The organism is Kitasatospora sp. NPDC042419 (genome assembly GCF_056437345.1).
In genome coordinates this window covers 115,883-136,164 of record NZ_JBWKAW010000019.1, presented here as the reverse complement: position 1 = coordinate 136,164, position 20,282 = coordinate 115,883, and the positions used below count along the sequence as shown (strand labels likewise).

13 protein-coding genes are annotated in these 20,282 nt (G+C 73.6%); 8 read left to right on the top strand and 5 right to left on the bottom strand.

Going from position 1 to position 20,282, the window contains the following annotated elements; genetic code table 11:
• The first annotated feature begins 284 nt into the window (after positions 1-284).
• Positions 285-1,112, top strand: coding sequence for an SAM-dependent methyltransferase (locus AC067J_RS29545; RefSeq protein ID WP_478304275.1), 828 nt, complete (start codon positions 285-287; stop codon positions 1,110-1,112).
• Positions 1,113-1,268: 156 nt separating this feature from the next.
• Here the strand turns inward: AC067J_RS29545 and AC067J_RS29540 are convergent, their stop codons facing one another.
• Positions 1,269-1,733: an N-acetyltransferase family protein gene (locus AC067J_RS29540; RefSeq protein ID WP_478304274.1), complete on the bottom strand. Its 465-nt coding sequence runs from the start codon at positions 1,731-1,733 to the stop codon at positions 1,269-1,271.
• 146 nt (positions 1,734-1,879) lie between these two features.
• On the bottom strand, positions 1,880-2,281 hold the full coding sequence (locus AC067J_RS29535) for a hypothetical protein (RefSeq protein WP_478304272.1): 402 nt from the start codon (positions 2,279-2,281) through the stop codon (positions 1,880-1,882).
• 78 nt (positions 2,282-2,359) lie between these two features.
• Here AC067J_RS29535 and AC067J_RS29530 point away from each other — a divergent pair, with 78 nt between their 5' ends.
• Positions 2,360-2,848 (top strand): MarR family transcriptional regulator, encoded by a 489-nt coding sequence (locus AC067J_RS29530; protein WP_478304270.1) that lies wholly within the window; start codon positions 2,360-2,362, stop codon positions 2,846-2,848.
• A gap of 520 nt (positions 2,849-3,368) precedes the next feature.
• The gene (locus AC067J_RS29525; RefSeq protein WP_478304268.1) at positions 3,369-4,121 is read left to right on the top strand and encodes a hypothetical protein; all 753 of its coding nucleotides are present in this window, start codon (positions 3,369-3,371) and stop codon (positions 4,119-4,121) included.
• Between the two features lie 148 nt (positions 4,122-4,269).
• Here the strand turns inward: AC067J_RS29525 and AC067J_RS29520 are convergent, their stop codons facing one another.
• Positions 4,270-4,755 carry a hypothetical protein gene (locus tag AC067J_RS29520; RefSeq protein WP_478304266.1) on the bottom strand — a complete coding sequence of 162 codons (486 nt, stop codon included), beginning with the start codon at positions 4,753-4,755 and terminating at the stop codon, positions 4,270-4,272.
• Between the two features lie 46 nt (positions 4,756-4,801).
• Complete coding sequence (locus AC067J_RS29515) at positions 4,802-5,758, bottom strand: proline dehydrogenase family protein (protein ID WP_478304264.1); 957 nt, start codon at positions 5,756-5,758, stop codon at positions 4,802-4,804.
• A 136-nt stretch (positions 5,759-5,894) separates the two neighbouring features.
• Here AC067J_RS29515 and AC067J_RS29510 point away from each other — a divergent pair, with 136 nt between their 5' ends.
• From AC067J_RS29510 to AC067J_RS29495, 4 genes are all read left to right on the top strand, one after another.
• Positions 5,895-6,854: a GlxA family transcriptional regulator gene (locus AC067J_RS29510; protein WP_478304262.1), complete on the top strand. Its 960-nt coding sequence runs from the start codon at positions 5,895-5,897 to the stop codon at positions 6,852-6,854.
• A gap of 258 nt (positions 6,855-7,112) precedes the next feature.
• Entirely contained in the window at positions 7,113-8,066 is a 954-nt protein-coding gene (locus AC067J_RS29505) for a polyphosphate kinase 2 family protein (RefSeq protein WP_478304261.1), read from the top strand.
• 92 nt (positions 8,067-8,158) lie between these two features.
• Positions 8,159-10,831, top strand: a complete 2,673-nt coding sequence (locus AC067J_RS29500; protein WP_478304339.1) for a cation-translocating P-type ATPase — start codon at positions 8,159-8,161, stop codon at positions 10,829-10,831.
• A gap of 620 nt (positions 10,832-11,451) precedes the next feature.
• The gene (locus tag AC067J_RS29495) at positions 11,452-12,444 is read left to right on the top strand and encodes a helix-turn-helix transcriptional regulator (RefSeq protein ID WP_478304259.1); all 993 of its coding nucleotides are present in this window, start codon (positions 11,452-11,454) and stop codon (positions 12,442-12,444) included.
• Positions 12,445-12,487: 43 nt separating this feature from the next.
• Here AC067J_RS29495 and AC067J_RS29490 read toward each other — a convergent pair whose 3' ends face one another.
• A complete protein-coding gene (locus AC067J_RS29490) occupies positions 12,488-13,093 on the bottom strand; it encodes a response regulator transcription factor (protein WP_478304257.1) in 606 nt (201 codons plus the stop codon).
• A gap of 780 nt (positions 13,094-13,873) precedes the next feature.
• Between AC067J_RS29490 and AC067J_RS29485 the strand changes: the two genes are divergently transcribed.
• Positions 13,874-20,278: an SDR family NAD(P)-dependent oxidoreductase gene (locus tag AC067J_RS29485; RefSeq protein ID WP_478304255.1), complete on the top strand. Its 6,405-nt coding sequence runs from the start codon at positions 13,874-13,876 to the stop codon at positions 20,276-20,278.
• Positions 20,279-20,282: the final 4 nt, after the last annotated feature.

Sequence of the window (20,282 nt, the reverse complement as noted above, 5' to 3'; positions counted from 1 at the left end):
CAAGCGCAGGAGGTCCCCCCACGTGCAACGGTGCGCCCCCGAATACTGACTGACAGTAGTAGAACGACTACCACAGGACCTGATTGGCAGTCACATCCCTTTGGCATAGGTTGGACACGGTCGAAACGGCGATCACGGGCAGCGGCCTCCGGCCGCCTCCGGTTGCCGGACGCCTACCGTGGGCACAACTCTCCACCGGGGGGTGCGCCCTGGCGCGCCCCGGGCGCGCTCCGCATGGCGCACCGGTGGCGCGAGGGGTCCAACGTGGCGGATCAGGGGGAGAAATGACGACAGGCAGCCGCAACGCCGACGACGACGAGGTCGATCTGCAGCTGCACCGGGCGCACTCGGCGCGGATGTACGACTACTTCCTCGGCGGCACCACCAACTTCGAGCCGGACCGGGAGGCCGCCGGGCAGGCCCTGGCGGTGTTCCCGTGGGCACCGGCGGCCGCGCGCGCGAACCGGTCGTTCATGCACCGCTCCACCCGGGTGCTGGCCGGCCTGGGGATCGACCAGTTCCTCGACATCGGGACCGGCATCCCCACCAGCCCCAACCTCCACGAGGTCGCCCAGCAGGTCAACCCGCGGGCGCGGGTGGTCTACACCGACAACGACCCGATCGTCTACGCCCACGCCCAGGCGCTGCTGCGGTCCACCCCGGGCGGGCGCACCGCGTACCTCCAGGCCGACGTGCACGCCCCGGAAGCGGTCCTGGGGTCCGACGAGGTCGGCGCCACCCTCGACCTCGCCCGGCCGGTGGCGCTCAGCCTGGTGGCGCTCCTGCACTTCGTGCCGGACGACGACAGGGCGCGGGCCGTGGTCGAGCGGCTGAAGGCGGCGCTCGCCCCGGGCAGCGCGCTCGTGATCAGCCACGGCACACCGGACTTCGCCCCGGCCGAGACGGAGCGCGTCGCCCAGGTCTACGCGGCGGCCGGCACCCGGATCCGGATGCGCACGCGCGAGGAGGTCGACCGCTTCTTCGCCGGCTGGGAGGTCCTTCCGCCCGGCCTGGTGGCGACCCACCGCTGGCGCCCCGACCCGGCGCGGCCCCACCCGGAGATCACCGACGCCCAGACCTCGGCCTACGCCGCCGTCGCACTCAAGCCCTGACCGCCCCGCACTCCCACTCCGCCCCCACTCCGGCTCCCACTCCGGCCCTCCACTCCCACTCCACCACGACCGGGGCCCGCTCGTGCAACGGCGGCCGCACGGGCGCGTTCCCCGGTCCCACGCGAGGACTCCGCGCGGCGGCCGCCACGGCACGGGTCAGGGGCGCAGCGCACCGGGCTGCGGCCGGCAGAGGTAGAACAGTTCGGGGTCGCCCTCGTCGAGGCCGTGGAGGAGGCCGGCCGGCTCCCACCCGGCTCGTCGCAGCAGTCGCTGCATCGGCTGGTTGGAGACGTTGGTCGAGGTGAACAGCTTCGGGGTCTCGCAGCCGGCCGCCGCGGCGTCCAGCAGCCGACGGCCGACGCCCGTGCCACGGGCGGACGGTGCGACCATCAGCATCGTGACGAAGCCCTGCTCGAAGAACGTGTAATCGGTCACGCAGTAGCCGAGCGGGCCGGAGGCGTCCGCCGCGACGAGGACCAGCCCCTGGCGGCACCACCGTCGGATGCTCGCCGCCCGTTCCCCGTCCCCTCCGGCCGCGACCGAGTCGACGGCGACGAGCGCGTCCGCCTCCGACTCCCCGGCACGACGTACGACGAACTCCCCGAGATCCGCTGCATCCATGGGGCCATGCTGCCATTCCGCGGCGCCCGCGCTCCCGCCCCCGGCCTGGCCTGACCTGGCCTGACCTGGCCCGACCTGACCCAGCCTGACCTGGCCGGGGGCGCGTGCGCAGGCCGGGGTGAGCGCCGCCGGCCTGCGCACGCGTGTCAGGCCACCGAGCCGGCGACGCCGGTGCGGCCGTCGGGGACGCCGACGATCGTCACGATGACCTGCTCGCGGACGGCCTCGCCGAAGACGTCGACCAGTGCGTCGGTCGTGGTGGCGACCAGGCGGGCGGGGGCGTCCGGGACCTCGGGCACGTGGTACGCGGCCTCGCGCATGCTGAGCGTGACGAGCGGTGCGTCGTGGTCGACCGGTTCGCCGCCGATGCCGCGCCGGTGCTGCGGGATGCCGATCAGGTCCACCCCGACGAGGCGGCGGAACTCCTTGCCGTAGACGGCTCCGACCGCGTCGGCCAGGGCGCTGATCAACTTCGGTTCTACCGTCCCGTCGAGGGCTTCTTCGCGGATGTGCACGGTGAAGTGCGGCATGGTGGCAACTCCGTTCACGCGGTACATAGGATGAAGGCACCTGGCTTTGCCAGCAAAGTACCTTTGACTACAAAGATAATGATGAAGGGGTGTGCCATGTCAAGGCCCACGGCGCACGACGCGACAGAGGGCGGCGGGAGTGGGGTCGACGACACCGTCAGGGCCCTGCTGCTGCTCATGCCCCGGATGGTGGGCCGGGTCAAGAAGATCCCCGTCCCCGAGGCGCTGCAGTCCTTCGCACTCGCGCCGCGCCACCTCTCGCTGCTCTCCTACCTGCTCTTCGACGGGCCGATGACCGTCAACGACCTGGCGGCTCGACTGCAGGTCGCACCGACGACGGTGAGCCTGCTGGTCGGCGACCTGAGCCGGAAGGGAATCCTGGAACGGCGCGAGGACGAGGCGGACCGCCGTCGGCGGATCATCGGCATCGCCGCCGAGCAGCAACCCGCGATCACCTCCTGGCTCGCCCCGGGCGCGGCCGCGTGGCGCAAGACCCTGGCCCCCCTGACGCCGGATCAGCGCAAGCTGTTCGTCGACACCTTGCTCGCCTACGAAGCCGCGGTCAGCGGCGAAGAGCAGGACTGAGCCGAGCCCGGTACGGAGGACGGCGCCGTCCGCGCCGGGCAGGACGGGCGGCCCCCGGCGGTTCCGGCGCGGCGCGACGCCTGCCCGACGCCTGCCCGACGACGGGCCGGAGGCCCTGGGCCGGACCGGGCGCCCCGGCGAACCGGCATGCGAAGGCGGGTCGGAGTCCGGTAGCTTGCACGAAGGAGTGCCGGGAAGCCTGGTCGGCGAACAAGGGACAGCTGTGTCCGCGGGCCGGTCCGGGGGTGATGTGCGTGGCACTCGACGCGAGGCCCCTCGGCACGCCGCCGACCCGGCCGCGGCCCCGTACCGGCCGCCCCTCACGCCGGCCCCGGCCCCCTCGGGCCGTACCCACTGCGCACCGGGCTTCAGCGAACTCCGGACACATTCCGAGAACTGCGACACCGTCCGGCGTTCCGGCCGTCCGGCACCGTCCGACCCCGGAAGGGGCGGGGCGGCACGCCCCGGCGACGGCACCCCGGGGGTTCCGGCCACGCACCGGACCGGGGGGAGAACCGTCATGACCCACCGTCCCTCACCGTGGACCCGCACCGGCGGCGCGCTGCTCGCCGCGGCGGCACTGGCCCCGGCGGCGGCCGCCTGGTACCTGTTCGCCGTCATGCTGCCGGACGACGCCGAGCGCTACCGCTCGTACACGGCCGCCGCGGCCTGCCCGGCCGGGAGCCCGGGCACGGCGGGCGAGGAGTGCGTGCGCACCGTGCCGTTCACCGTCCGCGGCACGGTCGTCCGGCACGCCGGCAAGAGCTCCGAGTTCCGGGCGACGCTGGACGGCGCGCCGCTCTGGAGCGGCAACGTGCCGTTCGGCGACGCCGGGCCGCTGCTGGACGACCTGAAGCCCGGCGACCGGGTGGACGGCACGGTGTGGCGCGGCCGGGTGATGCGCCTGGAGCGGGCCGGCGTCGCGCAGGCCTCCGCCGACGAGCCCCGCGACGAGGCGCAGTTCACCGCCGGGGTGGGCACCTTCGCGGCGCTGCTGGCGGTGCTCGCCGCCGTCCTGGGCGCACTGCGGTTCACCGGCCGCCCCGGCACCGCCGCCCTCGCCCGGCCGCTCTCCCTCTGGACGCTGCTCGCCTGCGGCGTGCCCGTGGTGCTCGCGTTCTGGGCCGACCTGCCGTGGTGGACGGTGCCGGCCGCGGGCGTCCCGGCCGCACTGCTCGCGGCGGAGGCGGTGCGGCGCCGACACCGAAACCGGCACACAGGGGGGATCCCGGGGGAACCGCAGGGATTCCCCGACGGTCGGCTGCCTGCCTGACTCCCCGTCGGCCCTCCCGTCGGCTTCCTGCCGCCTTCCCGGGGCGGCGCCGGCGACGGGGCCCGGAGGACGGCGGGGGCGTCGGTGCCGGTGACCGTCCGCGCGTTCAACCGTCTCGCAAGCACGCGTGGAAGGCCGGTCGTCACCCCTACGGGAGACCGGACGCGCGCGCCCGAAGTGTCCTGACGTCCGCGGCGTCGAGTGCCAGATCCCTCCGTTCCCGCACCATGTAGTCGATCACCGCCAGGAGCACCTCCAGGCGCTTCCCCGACAGGTGAGGCCTGATCACCTCGTCCCAGAAGCCCTGGTCCTTCAAGCAGGTGACGACATGGGCCCTCGTCAGCGGATCCTCGAAGAACCCCACCACCTTCTGCTCGTGGAGGCTCCGCACCAGTGCGCGCAGAAAGCTGCCGAGACAGGCCGCGGCGGCCTGCGGGGGCAGGTCGAGGAGGGGCGTGGCCGCGAGGAATCCCACGGAGTCGACGTCGACCTCCACGGGCTTCACACCGACGAAGGCGTCAGCCTCCTCCTGGGACCGGTTCCAACCGCCGAGTCGCAGGTCCGCGAGGCGTGGAGCAGGGACGTCCGCCCAAGCCTCCTCCACAGCGCGAACCAAGTCCGATGCCTCTTCCATCGCCGGCAAGCCCCCTTCGATCGGTCCCGCAGCAGGCCGAAGGCGGTCACGCAGCGGCGTCGACGAGGGCCTGGAGCAGGCGCTGGGGATCCTCGGCGATCCTGTTGCAGACGTAGAGCCACCATTCGGTACCGAAGACGAGGTACTCGCGGGTGGGGTGGCCCCGCTCGGCCATGGCGTCCAGGCGGTCGGGGCCGAGCCCGAGGAGGGTCTCGAACTCCCAGGGAGCAGCGGTGGACGCCCTTCCGTCGAGGTGGTGGTCGATGCGGCGGATGAGATCCCGGTCGTGGGTGGCGAAGGAACACGGGTGGCCCGAGTCGGCCAGGCGCTGCGCGTAGCCGAGGTAGGCGGTGGCGAGTGCGGGGGCCTCGCGCGGATGGGCGACGCTCTCGGGTTCGAGGAACGCGCCCTTCACCAGGCGGATGCGCCCGGGCAGGGCGAGGAGCCGGGGCAGGTCCTCGGCGGTGCGGTGCAACCTGGCCTGGATCGTGACGCCCACGTGGTCGAAGGACGCGCACAGGGCGCGGTGCACGGCCAGCACGGCGTCCGTGCGATCGGAGCCCTCGGCGGAGATCATCATCTCCCGGCCGGTGTCCGCCGTGGCCTGTGCCAGTCGGCGGGCGTTGGCCAGGGCGAGCTCGTCGGAGACGGCAAGGCCGATGTGGGAGAGGTCCAGGGAGATCGAGCAGCCGGCCGGCAGCAGTCGTGCGGCGTCGAAGAAGACCTCGGTCTCCTCGACGGCCTGCCGCGGGTCACGGCAGCTCTCGCCCATGTACTCGACGTTCACGCGATGGCCGGCCGCGAGGACGGCCTTCGCCCGCTCGACCGCGTCGGACAGGGTCTCGCCGGCCGTGTAGCGCCGGGCGGCCTTGCGGGCCGGCGGGCCGAGGACCGGGTCCTCGGGGATGCGCCACTTGAGGCCCTCGTCGAGCGCGAGGGCACGCAGGACCTGCGCGGCCTGCGAGGACACGGTGGTGCCGGAAAGGAGTGACTGCGAGGTCATCGGGGGCCCAGCTTTCGGGACGGTGGGATCTGCGATGACGAGCCTTCCAGAGCGGGGCGCCGCGCCGGAGTGGCAGAAATGACAGATAGGCTGAAATTCCTGCCAGCACCTCGACGACGAGAGGAACCCGGAGCCGATGCTGCGAGATGTCGCCGTCCTCGCCCTCGACGGCGCCCACGCCTTCGAACTCGGCATCTTCTGCGAGGTGTTCGGCATCGACCGCAGCGACGACGGGCTGCCCCGCTACGACTTCGCCCTCGTCTCGGCGAGCGGCGGCAGCATCAGCACCCGCCACGGCTTCGAGATCCGGGCCCCGCACGGCCCCGAACGCCTGGCATCCGCGGATCTCATCTGCGTCCCGGCCTACGACCTGGGGGAACGGCAGCCGGACGACGTGGCCGCCCGACTGCGTGCCGCCGCCGAGCGGGGCGCCCGCATCCTCAGCATCTGCACCGGCGCGTTCCTCCTGGGCCAGGCCGGCCTGCTGGACGGACGGCGGTGCACCACCCACTGGCGGTACACCGCCGAACTCGCCCGCCGCCACCCCCTGGCCCGGGTCGAGTCGGACGTCCTCTACGTCGACGAGGACCCGGTCGTCACGGGAGCCGGCACTGCGGCGGGCGTCGACACCTGCCTCCACATCGTCCGCAAGGAGCACGGCAGCGCCGTCGCCAACGCGATCGCCCGCCGCATGGTGGCGCCCCCGCACCGGGAGGGCGGCCAGCGCCAGTACCGCGAACGCCCCCAACCCCGGGAAGGGACCGGTTCGCTGGCCCCCGTCCTCGCGTGGATCGAGGCCAACCTCGACCAGGAGCTGACCGTCGAGGCGATGGCCCGCCGCGCCCACCTGTCCCCGCGCACCTTCGCCCGACGCTTCCAGCAGGAGACCGGAACCACACCCCTGCAATGGCTCACCGGGCAACGCGTCCTCCTCGCCCAGCAGCATCTGGAGGCCACCGACGAACCGGTCGCCGCCATCGCCCGACGCGCCGGATTCGGCACCGTCGACAACCTCCGCCATCACTTCGCCCGCCGCGTCGGAACCACACCCCAGAGCTACCGCCGCACCTTCCGCACCCCCGACGAGGAGTCATGACCCGACGGGGCCCCGGGGCGCTGCGGACCACCGGCGCCGAGCAGGGCGGACGGACGCCCGGACGGCGGTACCCGGTTTGCCGGCCCCGCCGCCGGGCCGGACGCTGGCAGGTACGACGTCCGCCGGACGGCGGGCCGGGCCACCACGGTGGGAGAAGCAGCCGGGCGCCGGACCGGGAGCAGACCTCGCCGACGGCTGCCGCAGGGGCCGGGGCGGGCCGCCCGGACCCGTCGTGACCGAGAGGAGGCGGTGTCGGCGATGGCGCACGAGCAGGCCAGGCGGATCGCGAAGTTCATCGAGCCACTGCGCGTGGAGCCGGGCTCACGGGTGGACCTCGCCGAGGACTTCGACCCCCGTTACAAGGCACGGCTGAAGAAACGCGACGGCGCCGGGTTGCTGCGCACCGGCGTCGCCCTGCTCGCCGAGTACCAGGCGAAGCTGGCCGCCCAGGACACGTACGGTGTGCTCCTCTGCCTCCAGGCGATCGACGCCGGCGGGAAGGACGGGACGATCCGCCACGTCATGAGCGGGGTCAACCCGCAGGGCGTGCACGTCAGCAGCTTCAAGGTGCCCTCCGCCGAGGAGCTCGACCACGACTACCTCTGGCGCTACGCGCGGCGTCTGCCGGCCCGCGGGGACATCGCGATCTTCAACCGCTCGCACTACGAGGAGGTCCTCGTGGTGCGGGTGCACCCCGAGAACCTCGACCGCCAGCGGCTGCCCGAAGAGGCGAAGGGGAGCGACGTCTGGGAGCGCCGCTACCGGGAGATCAACGACTGGGAGCGCTACCTCCACGACAACGGGATCAGGGTCGTGAAGGTCTTCCTGAACCTCTCCGAGGAGGAGCAGCGCATCCGCTTCCTGAAGCGGATCGACCTGCCGGAGAAGAACTGGAAGTTCTCGGCGGCGGACCTCCGCGAACGCGAGCGCTGGGACGACTACCAGCGCGCCTTCTCCGAGATGCTCTCGGCGACGAGCACCCCGTGGGCGCCGTGGTACGTCGTGCCGGCCGACCGCAAGTGGTTCGCGCGCATCTGCGCCGCCGCGGTCCTCGCGCACACACTGATGGAGATCGACCCCAGGTACCCGGTCGTCGGCAAGAAGGCCCGCAAGGGACTGCGCACCGCCAAGCGGCTGCTGGAGCAGCAGGCCCCCGAGGGCGCCGAGCGCGACCCGTACGCGTCCGAGCACCGGACCGGGCATCGTGGCTGACCACCGGGCCGGCCGACCCGTCGTGCGGAACACAACGCATCGGAGGGACGGGCACGGTGGCACAGACTGACCCGCCGGACGCGGGCCCGGCCATGCGGCCCTGGTACGCGACACCTCCCGAGGAGGTGGCGGCACGGCTCGGCGTGGACCCGGAGGTCGGGCTCTCCGCCGCCCGGGCGGCGGAGCTGCTCGCCGCGGACGGCCCGAACGCGCTGCCGGAGGAGCGTGCGCGGCCGGGCCGGCTGCGCTTCCTCGACCAGTACCGCAGTTACATGCAGCTCATCCTGGTCGCCTCGGCGGTGGTGGCGCTGGCGATCAAGGAGTGGAGCACCGCGATCCTGCTGATCGTCCTGACGCTGTTCAACGCGGTCGTCGGCCTGCGGCAGGAGGGCAAGGCCGAGAGCGCGATGAACGCGCTGCGGTCGATGATGAAGACCACCGCCCGGGTCCGGCGGGACGGGGTCGAGGCGGAGGTCCCGGCCGAACAGCTGGTGGTCGGGGACGTCGTGCTCATCGCCGCCGGAAACACCGTCCCCGCGGACGGGCGGATCGTCCGGGCCAGCTCGCTGCAGATCGACGAGTCGGCGCTGACCGGCGAGAGCGTGCCGGCGCTGAAGGACGCGGGCACCCTGACGGGCGACCGGCTCGGCCCCGGCGACCAGTCCACCATGGCGTTCATGAACACCCCGGTGACCCACGGCAGCGGTCTGCTGATCGTCACCGGGACGGGCGCCGGGACGGAGCTGGGCAAGATCTCCGGGATGCTCTCGGCCACGGAGAAGGAGCAGACACCGCTCACCCGGGAGCTCAACACCCTGACGCTGTGGATCGCGGCGGCGGCCGGCCTGACCATGGTGGTGATGTTCGCCCTCGGCCGCAGCCGCGACCAGGCCTGGGACGCCCTGTTCGTCAGCGCCGTCTCGCTGGCCGTCGCCGCCATCCCCGAGGCCCTGCCCACCGTCACCCAGGTGATCCTTTCGGTCGGCAGCCTGAACCTCGCCAAACGCAACGCCATCGTCAAGGAACTGCCGTCCGTGGAGACCCTGGGCTTCACCTCGGCCATCAACTCCGACAAGACCGGCACCCTGACGATGAACCAGATGACCGTCGTCGAGGTCCTCAGCCCCACCGACCGCTACACGGTCTCGGGCAGCGGCTACGGCCTGGAGGGGCGGATCCACCACGCCGCCGGCTCCTCGGCGGGCATCGAGGACGCCATCCTGCCGTACCTGATCGCCAGCGACGCCGAGCTGGTCGACGGCACGGTGGTCGGCGACCCGACCGAGGGGGCGCTGCTCGTCCTCGGCCACAAGGCCGGCCTGGACATCGACACCACCCGGGAGCGCCACCCCAGGCTCGCCACACTGCCGTTCGACCCCGAGTACAAGCTGATGGCCGTCTTCACCTCGACCGTGGACGCGGCGGGCCGACCGGTGGTCCGCTGCTTCGTCAAGGGCGCGGCGCCCGCCGTCATGGCCCGCGCCACCGCCGCGCTCGCCGACGGCCGGACCGTCCCCTGGGACGGCGGACTGAACGCCCGCGCCGAGCGGGAGTCCGAGCGGATGGGCGGCGAAGGCCGCCGGGTGATGGCCGCGGCCGAACGCGACCTGGACCCGGCGGAGTTCGACCCGGGCGGTGACCTGCTCGCACTCGTCACCGATCTACGGATTACCAGCCTGGTCGGCATGGTCGACCCGCCCCGAGCGGAGTCCAAGGACGCCGTGGCCAGCGCCCAGGCCGCCCACATCCGGGTCCGCATGGTGACCGGTGACGACGTCACCACCGGGGAGGCCATCGCGCGGCAGCTCGGCATCCCCGGCGGGGCGATCCTCGGAGCGGACTTCGCCGCCATGCCGGAGCACGAGCGGCTCGCCCGGATCGACGGCATCGGGGTGGTCGGCCGGGTCGCACCCGAACACAAGGTCCTGCTCGCCGACACGCTCAAGAAGAAGGGCGACGTCGTCGCGATGACCGGCGACGGCGTCAACGACGCACCCGCCATCAAGGCCGCCGACATCGGCATCGCCATGGGCAGCGGCACCGACGTCGCCAAGAACGCCGGCCGGATGATCCTCTCCGACGACAACTTCGCCACCATCGTGTACGCCGTCGAGGAGGGGCGGAAGCTCTACGACAACCTCACCAAGTACATCCGCTTCGTCCTGATGCTCCTGGTCACCTTCGTCCTGACCTTCCTCGGCGCGGCGGTGTTCGACATCGCCGCCGGCGAACCGTTCACCCCGCCGCAGGTGCTGTGGATCCACTTCGTGGTCAACGCGCCCTTCGGATTCGCCCTCGGCTTCGACCTCGCCAGCCCCGGCCTGATGCGGCGGACCCCGCGCCCTCGCGGCGAATCCCTGCTCACCAGGTCCGTCATGCTCACCGTCGGACTCAGCGGACTCGCCGTCACCGTCGCCCTGCTCCTGCTGATCAAGCTGGGCGAGCACCACTACGGAAGCCTGGAGACCGGCAACTCGATCGCCTTCACCGCATTCGCGCTCAGCCTGATCGTGGCGGCCTACGAGTGCCGCAGCGAACGCGCCACCGTTCTGGCGGTCACCTCGTTCGACAGCAGGCCGATGAACCTGGCGGCCCTCGCGGAGTTCGTCCTGGCGGTCCTGGTGACCCAGATGGACGCCTTCCAGCGCATCCTCGGCACCACCGAGATCACCCTCCCCCAGTTCGGCTGGGCCCTGCTGGCGCCCGTCGCCCTCCTGCTCCTGTGGGAGGCCGGCAAGCTCCTCGCCCGACGCAGCGGGCCGTGACCCTGCCCCGCGCGGTCGGCGCCCGAGGGTGAACGAAGCGACGTGAGGGAGAGGCCCTTCCGGAGGGCGGTCACCGTGCGTGGGTGATCCACGGCGAGGGGAGGGCCCCACGCGGGCCGGCCCGCGGGCGCGGGAGGGGTCGAGGGGCGGCGCCGACCGGAAGTCCTGACAGCGGATGGCGCCTTGACGGAATCGGAAAGTCCGCCCAACGGCCGGAGAACGCGACCGGATTATGTCATTCAGTACCGGAACCCCGATGTTCATGACGCGATGCCGGTCACCGTATGTAGTCAATTTCCGGACCGGAATCGGCGGGTAGCAGGAACCCGATCTCCGAGTGCGACCGCTTTGGCCCCCGAATGACCCCCGGCAGTATGCGACCCATTTCCCGTCACTTCCGGCCCCGCCGCATACGCATGGCCGCTGACCTGGGAACTTGCCCGGCATTCGGCCGTTCTCCCGCCCGTCGCACGACCGGGCCCGCACCTGCGCCCCCTTGACCACCCGTGAAGTGGTTCAAGTAATGTCGCCAGCCGAGACCCAGGCGCCTCTGGATTTCCTTGTGGCTCACCCCACACGTTCCCGCTCATGATCCGTGTCTACGGCTGGAGTACAAGGCGATGACCGCGGCAACCGAGATCGGCGCTCGCTTCGCGTACCGCGTGTACCACTCACTTCTCCGCACCGAGAACGGCGGCATATGCCAGGAAGAAATCGCCGAGAACCTCGGCATCGGACTCGACGAGGTCCACGAAGCCGTGGAGTGGCTGGCCGGGAACGGCCTCCTCGAACAGGACTCGACCACTCCGGTCGCCACTCCGCAGAGTGCGCTGAGACGCCTGTTCGCCGACCAGCAGGAACGCATCGCCGAGTTCACCCGCGCCAACGAGCTGATCGCCGACCTGACCAACGGGTTCCTGACCATGCCGACGTCCGAGCGCGAGGGCCTGGCGGTCGAGGTGATCGCCCCCGGCAGCCAACTGCGCCGAAGACTCGGCGACCTGCACGCCGCCAGCAGGTACGAGGTGTCCCTGATGCTGCCCAGCCTGGCCGAGGGAGAACCCCTGCGGCTCTGCCTCCGCGAGGACGTCGAGCTGCTCAGACGCGGAGTCCGCTACCGGCTCATGGCCCCTTCCTCGGCCCTCGACAGTCCGGACGCCGTCGAGTACGTCAACGTGCTCCAGGAGTCCGGCGCCGAGGTACGCACCACCGAATCGCTCCCGCTGCGCCTGGTCATCCTCGACCAGGAGAAGGTCGTCACCCAGTCACAACTCGAAGGACTGCGCCGCAACGTGGTGATCAACGGCGGCCTGCTCGCCCAGATCCTCTCCCGCGTCTTCGAGCACAGCTGGTCCACGGCCACGCCGTACACCCGCCGGCGGCGGAGCCCCGGCTCGGCGCCGGCGCTCACCGACACGCACCGGCTGGTGCTGCGCATGATGGCCGCCGGGGCCACCGACAAGTCCATCGCCCGGCACCTCGGGTACTCCGACCGGACGGTGCGGCGCTTCGTCGCCGAGATCCTGCGCGTCCTGGAGACCGACAACAGGCTCACGGCCATGGTGCGCGCGACCCGGCTCGGACTCCTCGAACAGGATGCGGTGGCGCCGTGAACCCCGTCCGCTCCTCCGCTCCGGACGACGACGGGCGCCGTTCCTACAGCAGCCCCCGTTCGAAGGCGATCCGTGCGGCGTCGAAACGGTTCCTCCCGTCGAGCTTCCGCATCGCGCACGAGGTGAGGTTGCGCACCGTTCCCGCCGCGAGGTAGAGCTCGCGGGCCACCTCCTTCACCGAGGCCCCCGTCGCGGTGAGCCGGAGGATCTCCCGTTCCCGGTTGCTCAGGACCTGGTCGGCGACCGGCGCCGGGTGGAACGGCCGCGCGGAGCCGGTCGTCCGGCCGCCGGCGGCGGCGTCCCGGATGGCGTCGACCAGGCGCGGGATCCTCGTCTGCTTCGGAATGACCCCGAGGACTCCCGCCGACACGGCACGGTCCACCAGGGCCCGGGTGGGCCGTGCCGTCATGATGACGACCCGGCAGTCGGGCAGCCGCTGGCCGAGTTCGCGCACCAGGCGGAAGCCGCCCTGCGCGGTCCCCATCCCCAGGACGGCCACGTCGGGTCGTCGGCGCACCGCCACCGGGACGATCAGGGTGCTCCGGCTCACCGCGCCGACGACCTCGAAGTCCGCCACCGACGCGAGCACCTCGGCGATCGCCTCCAGGGGAAGCCGGTGCTCGTCGGCTATCAACACACGAACGGTCATCACTAGGTCCCCCCTGGGATCCTGTGAACGGAACTCATGGTGATCGATTCGGCCCGCGCCCAAGTGTGCGGCCGGCCGTCCGGTCCCGTCGACGGATCCGGACGTCCGCGAGCGGACATGTCCTCAGCAGGACTCGTGGGTCTACGCGTGTCATTCCGTGACCCTTCAACTTATCCCGCCTCCCCGGGCCGACCGTCCTCCGCGGCGCAGGGACGTGACAAGTGTCAGTAAAAGCTGGTCAAAGCCTTGTCCGCCGCAGCCGGCCGGGACCACCATGCGCACTGGTGATCGACTGCCGTAGCGGCGCTCGGCCCGCGAACGCCGGTCCGTCACCCGTCCCGTCGCCCGTTCCGCCGCCCCGTCCCGTCGCCCGTCCCGTGACCAACCCTCCGCCGTCCGCACCGCCCCGTACGGGTACGCCGACCCACCGGCGCCCCGTCCGCCGGCGCCACCCGACCGGGCCGAACCGGGCCGCCGTCCCCCGCACGCGACGACCCTCACCCGCCGCGCGCTCCGGGCACTCCCCTGCCCGGCGCAGGACGGCCGCACCGGCCCGCCCTGCCGTCCGCCGTCCGCCGTCCGCCGTCCAACTGCCCTTTGCCGCCTGCCGACCGCCGACCGACCGCCTCGGCACCCGCCGCCCCGAGCGCCCCAGCGCCCGCCCGAGCACCCACCCGCCCCGACACCTGTCCACCCGAGCACCTGCCCGCCCGAGCACCCGCAGACCGGGAGCCGATCCACGACCGGGCCGGCTCACCACGGACGCCCGAGGAAGAGGACATGCACGCAGATCATGTGGTCCAGGACCCGACGCAGGCCCTGGCCGTCATCGGCATGGCAGGACGGTTCCCCGGAGCCCCGGACGTCGAGAGCTTCTGGCGCCTGCTGACGGAGGAGGGCGACGCCATCCGTCCCGTCCCCGCCACCCGCTGGGACGCCACCGCGCAGCTCGACCCCCAGCGGGAGATCCAGGCCGTCGGCGGATTCCTCGACGACATCGACCGGTTCGACGCCACCTTCTTCGGGATCTCCCCCCGGGAAGCCGAGATGCTCGATCCCCAGCAGCGCCTGATGCTGGAGTCCGCCTGGCAGGCCCTGGAGGACGCCGGAGCGCCCGCCCGGACGCTGGCCGGCACCCGGACCGGCGTCTACGTGGGCGCGGGGTGGCACGACTACGAGCACGTCGGCCGCAAGAGCGGCAGCGGCGTCACCCAGCACACCGCACCCGGCTACGCGCTCGACATGATCGCCGCCCGGGTCTCCTACTTCCTCGGCCTCACCGGGCCCAGTCTGGTCGTCGAGACCGGCTGCTCCTCCGCGCTGGTGGCGGCGCACCTCGCCGCCCAGGCGCTCCGCGCCGGCGAGGTCGACGGCGCGATCGTGGGCGGCGTCGCCCTGATGCTCGACCCGACCGCGTCGATCGGCCTCACCCACTTCGGCGGGCTCTCCCCGGACGGCCGCTGCAAGGCCTTCGGCGCGGGCGCGAACGGCTTCGTGCGCGGCGAGGGCGTCGGCGCCCTGTACGTGAAGACCCTCGCCCGCGCGCTGGCGGACGGCGACCGGATCCACGGCGTCATCGCGGGGACGGCCGTCAACAACGACGGGGGCGGGCAGAGCGTGGTCTCGCCGAGCCCGCGGGGCCAGGAGCAGCTGCTCCGGGACGCCTACCGGCACTGGGGCATCCCGGCGGACCGGGTGGCCTACCTGGAGGCGCACGGCACCGGCACCGCGCTCGGCGACCCCATCGAGGCCGGTGCGGCCGGCCTGGTCCTCGGGCAGGCCCGCAGCGAGGGCGCGGGCCCGCTGCCGATCGGGTCGGTGAAGACCAACATCGGCCACCTGGAGGCCGCCGCCGGGATCCCGGGGCTGTTCAAGGCCCTGCTGTCGCTGCGGCACGGGGTCGTCCCGCCGAGCCTGCACTCCGCCGAGCTCAACCCCGGGATCGCGTTCGACGAGCTCAACCTGCGGGTGGTGCGGGAGCCGCTGCGGCTCCCGGAGCAGGAGCAGGCCTTCATCGGGGTGAGCAGCTTCGGCTGGGGCGGCACCAACGCGCACGTGGTGCTGACGAAGGCGCCCGAGCCCGCCCCGACGGACGCGCCGACGGCCGGCCCCGGGAGCACCCCGGAGACCGCCGCAGCCGCCCCGGGCTCCCCGGTGCTGCTGCCGCTCTCGGCGCACTCCGAGCAGGCGCTGGCCGAGCGGGCCCGCGACCTGCGCGCGGCGCTGGCCGACGGCGCCGTCCCGCTCCCCGCGCTCGCGGGCACCCTGGCCTGGCAGCGCGACCAGTTCCCGGTCCGGGCGGCCTTCACCGCCGCCGACGCCGCCGAGGCGGCCGCGCGGCTGGAACTCCTCGCCGCCGAGCCCGGCGCGCAGGAGCCCGGCGTGTTCACCGGGCGCGCCGCGACCCGCGGCCGCACCGCCTTCGTCTTCCCGGGACAGGGCTCCCAGTGGCACGGCATGGGACGCGAACTCCTCGCCTCCGACCCGGTGTTCGCCGCGGTGATCCACCGCTGTGCCAAGGCCCTGGAGCCGTACGTCGACTGGGACCTGGTCCGGGTCGTCTCGGGCGAGGCCGGTGAGGAGTGGCTGTCGCGGATCGACATGCTGCAGCCCACCCTGTGGGCGGTCTCGCTGGGGCTGTGCGAGGTGTGGCGGGCGGCGGGCGTCGTCCCGGACGTGGTGGTCGGCCACAGCCAGGGCGAGGTCACGGCCGCCACCGCGGCCGGCATCCTCTCCTACGAGGACGGCGCGATGGTGGTGGCCCGGCGCAGCGCCATCGCCCGGCGCACCTCGGGCAAGGGCCGGATGCTGGCGGTGGACCTCGACCTCGACGCCGCGAAGGCCGCGCTGTCCGGCTTCGAGGAGGGCGTGTCCCTCGCCGTGAACAACGGGCCCAACAGCTGCGTGCTCTCCGGTGACACCGAACTGGTGCTGGCGCTCCAGGAGTTACTGGAGGCCGAGGGGACGTTCTGCCGTCTCGTCAACGTGGACTACGCCTCGCACAGCCCGCAGATGGACGAGCTGGAGGACGACCTGCTGGCGGCCCTGCGGACGGTGCGGCCGCGCCGGGGCGGCGTCGAGCTGATGTCGACGGTGCGGGTGGCCTCCGTGGAGGGCCCCGAACTGGACGCCCGCTACTGGATGGACAACCTTCGCCGGCCGGTGATGTTCGCCGACGCGATGGAGCGGCTCTTCGACGGCGGGGTCACCCACGTGGTGGAGATCAGCCCGCACCCGGTGCTCGCGCCGTCCCTGGAGCAGTTGGCGGCGCAGCGCCCGGTCCCCCCGCAGGTGCTGTCCACCCTGCGGCGCGACCAGGACGCGGCGGCCATGGTCCGGGAGGCGCTGGCGCGGGCGTACGTCAGCGGCCTCGAACCGTTCGGCGGCCTGCCCCGGGCCGCCTGGGCGCCGGTGCCGGCGTACCCGTGGCAGCGCAGCTCGCACTGGGTGGAGACGGTCCGCCGGCGCACCGCGGGCAGCGCCGCGGACGAGCTGGTGCTGATCCCCTCGCCGACCGAGCAGGGCGCCTGGAACGCGACGCTGGAGCTGGCCCCGGCGGACATCCCCTGGGTCCGCGACCACCGGGTGTACGAGGCGGTGGTGCTGCCCGGCACCGGGATGCTGGAGCTGGCCCTGCGGACGGCGCTGGCGCGGACCGGCGGCCCGCACCGGACGCTCGCGGACGTCGCCTTCCACAGTGATCTGACGCTCACCGAGGAGCCGGTGACGGTCGGTCTGGGCTGGCGGGACGATCTCACCGGGGGCGGCAGCTTCACGCTGTCCTCGCTGGAGGCGGGCGCCCACGGCTGGGTACGGCACGCCTCGGCCCGGGTGCTGGCGGACGACACGGCGACGGCGCTGCCGTCCTTCCCCGCACACCTGCCGGGCCAGGACGCCCCGCCGGCCGGGGAGTTCTACGCGGACTGCGCGGCGCGCGGGCTGAACTACGGTCCGGCGTTCCAGGGCGTGGTGGGCCTGTACGGCGGGGCGGAGGAGAGCCTGGCCGAGGTCCGGCTGCCGGACGGCTGCCTGGCCGGCGGTTTCCCGCACCGGCTGCATCCGGCGCTGTGGGACGGGGCGCTCCAGGCGTCCGTCCCGCTCTTCCCGGGTGAGGAGGCCGCCGTTCCGGTCGGGGTGCACCGCATCCACCTGCACCAGGACCTCGCCGAGCCGGTCACGGCGCTGTGGTCGCACGCGGTGCGCCGCGACGGAGGCCGGGTCGACCTGTTCCTCTTCGACGCGGACCGCCGGCCGCTGATGACGCTGGAAGGCCTGCGGATGCAGGGCCTCGCGGCCGCGTCCGACCCGTCCGCCGCGGACGCCGACCGGGTCCATCGGCTGGAGTTCCGGCCGCAGGAGCGCCCGGAGGGCGACGTGTCCCCCGGCCGGTGGGTGGTGTGCGCGACGGACGCCGCCGGCGGTGTGGCGGCCGGGGAGCTGGCGGAGGCGCTGGGCGGCGCGCCGGGTGCGGCGGGTGGCACCGCCCTGGCCCGGACGCTCACCGGCGCGGCGGCGGCGCGGACCGAGGCCTGGGAGCAGGCGCTCACCCCGGCCGGCGAGCCCGTCGGGGAGTCCGTCGTGGAGTCCGTCGGGAAGCCCGGCAGCGATCCCGTCGGAGTGGTGTTCCTGGCGCCGCGTGCCGACGCCGGGCCGCAGGCCCAGCGGGACGGCCTGCTCGCACTGGCCGCGCTGGTCCGCGCCTGCACGGCCCGTCCGGTGGTCCCCCGGCTGGCCGTGGTCACGGCCGACGCGCAGCCCGCGCCGGGCGCGGCCGGCGCCTGCGACCCGGGGGCGGCCCTGTACTGGGGCTTCGGCCGGGTGCTCCGCCGCGAGCACCCCGAACTGCGGCCGGTGCTCGTCGACACCGGGTCGGCGGACGGCGCCTGGCCGGCGGACTGCGCCGCCGAGCTGCTCGCCGCCGAGGGCGCGGACCAGGTGGTGCTGCGCGACGGCGAACGGCTGGTCGGCCGGCTGGTGCGGGGCCCGGGCGCGGCGGAGGCCGCGGCGGACCAGGCCGGGCCCGCCTGGCGGACCGTCGGGCCGCAGCCCTTCCGGCTCGGCCCCGACCGCCAGGGCACCTGGGACGGGCTGGCGTTCCGCCCGCTGGAGCGGCGCGCCCCCGGCCCCGGCGAGATCGAGATCGCGGTGACGGCGGCCGCGCTGAACTTCATCGACGTGATGAAGGTGATGGGCACCTACCCCGACCCGACGGCCGACGCCCGGCTGCTCGGTCTGGACGGCGTGGGCGTGGTGACCAGGACGGGTGAGGGCGTGTCGCGGTTCGCCCCCGGCGACCGGGTCGTCGCCTGCACCAGCGGCGGCTCGCTCGCCTCGCACCAGACGGTGCGCGCCGACCACGCGCACCCGGTGCCGGAGGGGATGGACGACGCCACCGCGGCGGCGGTCCCGGCGGTGACGATCACCGCCTGGTACGGGCTGCGGCACCTCGCCGGGCTGGAGGCCGGGGAGACGGTGCTGATCCACTCGGCCGCCGGCGGCCTGGGTCTGGCGGCGGTCGGGGTGGCGCGGCTGCTCGGCGCCGAGGTCGTCGCGACGGCGGGCAGCGAGGAGAAGCGCCGCCGGCTGCGGGAGCTCGGCATCCGGCACGTCTTCGACTCCCGGGACCTCTCCTGGGCCGACCGGGTGCGCGAGGCGACCGGCGGCCGCGGCGTGGACGTGGTCCTCAACTCGCTGACCGGCGTGGCGATCCCGCTGGGGCTTGAGGTCCTGGCGGAGGGCGGGCGCTTCGTCGAGGTCGGCAAGCAGGACATCTACGGCGAGCGGACGCTGAGCCTGGGGGCGTTCCGCAAGGGCATCAGCCTGGCCTCACTGGACCTCGCCGCCGTGATCGCCCGCCGCCCCGCGCTGTTCGCCCGGCTGTTCGCCGAGGTGTGGGAGCGGGTCACCGCGGGCGAGCTGGCGGCGCTCCCGCTGCTGCGGTACCCCTTCGCGCAGGCGGCGGAGGCACTGCGCGAGATGTCGCGCGGCAACCACATCGGCAAGTTCGTGCTGTCGGACCCGTCCACGGTCACCTCGGTGGCCCCCGAACCGCTGCGGGACGGCCGCTTCCGGGGCGACGGCACCTACCTGGTCACCGGTGGCCTCGGCGCCCTCGGCCTCTCGCTGGCGGAGTTCCTGGCGGAGCGCGGCGCGGGCCGGCTGGCGCTGGTCGGGCGCTCGGCCCCCGGGGCCGGGGCGGTGGAACGGATCGAGGCGATCCGCGCCCGCGGCGTGACGGTCGAGACCTTCGAGGCCGACGTCGCCGATCCGGCGGCGGTGCGGCGGGTGCGGGAACAGCTGCCGCCGCTGCGCGGGGTGGCGCACGCGGCCGGCCTGCTGGACGACGCGACCGTCCTGAACCTGACGCCGGAGCAGCTGCGGCGGGTGCTGGCCCCCAAGGTGGACGGCGCGCTCAACCTGGACGCGGCCACCGAGCACGACCCGCTCGACTTCTTCCTGCTGTTCTCCTCGGCGGCGGCGCTGTTCGGCAACGCCGGTCAGGCCGCCTACGCGGCGGGCAACGCCTTCATGGACGCCCTCGCGGTGGCCCGGCGGCGGCGCGGGCTCCCCGCGCTGAGCGTGCAGTGGGGGCCGTTCAGCGACGTCGGGCTGGCCGCCCAGGAGGACAACCGGGGTGCCCGGCTGGCGGAGCGCGGGATGGCCGGGTTCACCACCGGGGAGGCCTGGCGGGCCCTGGAGGGGTTCCTGGGCGGGGACGAGCAGGTGGTCTCCTACGTGCCGATCGACCTGCGGCAGTACCTGGAGGCGTACCCCGACACCGCGACCCTGGACAGCTGGAGCGCGCTGCGGGAGCTCGCCCGGCACGGCGGGAGCGCCACCACGGCCGGGGCGGCCTTCCTCGCCGAACTGCGGTCCGCCCCGGAGGACCGGTGGCAGGAACTCCTGGAGGCCAAGGTGCAGGAGCTGGCCGGCCGGGTGCTGCGGCTGGACGTCCAGGCGATCGACCGGGACACGCCGTTCAAGGCGCTCGGGCTGGACTCGCTGATGGGGCTCGAACTGCGCAACCGGCTGGAGGCGGCGTTCGGACTGCGGCTGTCGCCGACCCTGCTGTGGACGTACGGCTCCGCCCGGGCGCTCTCCGCCGTGCTGGTGGAGCGGCTGCTCGGCGACCCGGCGGCCGGCGAGGACGCCGGCGCCGACACCGCCACGGACGGCGAGGGCTGAGGAC

Excerpts from the sequence above, each read along its gene's own strand:
- AC067J_RS29545 (WP_478304275.1), top strand. The coding sequence starts at position 285 with ATGACGACAGGCAGCCGCAACGCCGACGACGACGAGGTCGATCTGCAG.
- AC067J_RS29540 (WP_478304274.1), bottom strand. The coding sequence starts at position 1,733 with ATGGATGCAGCGGATCTCGGGGAGTTCGTCGTACGTCGTGCCGGGGAG.
- AC067J_RS29530 (WP_478304270.1), top strand. The coding sequence starts at position 2,360 with ATGTCAAGGCCCACGGCGCACGACGCGACAGAGGGCGGCGGGAGTGGG.
- AC067J_RS29525 (WP_478304268.1), top strand. The coding sequence starts at position 3,369 with ATGACCCACCGTCCCTCACCGTGGACCCGCACCGGCGGCGCGCTGCTC.
- AC067J_RS29520 (WP_478304266.1), bottom strand. The coding sequence starts at position 4,755 with ATGGAAGAGGCATCGGACTTGGTTCGCGCTGTGGAGGAGGCTTGGGCG.
- AC067J_RS29515 (WP_478304264.1), bottom strand. The coding sequence starts at position 5,758 with ATGACCTCGCAGTCACTCCTTTCCGGCACCACCGTGTCCTCGCAGGCC.
- AC067J_RS29510 (WP_478304262.1), top strand. The coding sequence starts at position 5,895 with ATGCTGCGAGATGTCGCCGTCCTCGCCCTCGACGGCGCCCACGCCTTC.
- AC067J_RS29505 (WP_478304261.1), top strand. The coding sequence starts at position 7,113 with ATGGCGCACGAGCAGGCCAGGCGGATCGCGAAGTTCATCGAGCCACTG.
- AC067J_RS29500 (WP_478304339.1), top strand. The coding sequence starts at position 8,159 with ATGCGGCCCTGGTACGCGACACCTCCCGAGGAGGTGGCGGCACGGCTC.
- AC067J_RS29495 (WP_478304259.1), top strand. The coding sequence starts at position 11,452 with ATGACCGCGGCAACCGAGATCGGCGCTCGCTTCGCGTACCGCGTGTAC.
- AC067J_RS29490 (WP_478304257.1), bottom strand. The coding sequence starts at position 13,093 with ATGACCGTTCGTGTGTTGATAGCCGACGAGCACCGGCTTCCCCTGGAG.
- AC067J_RS29485 (WP_478304255.1), top strand. The coding sequence starts at position 13,874 with ATGCACGCAGATCATGTGGTCCAGGACCCGACGCAGGCCCTGGCCGTC.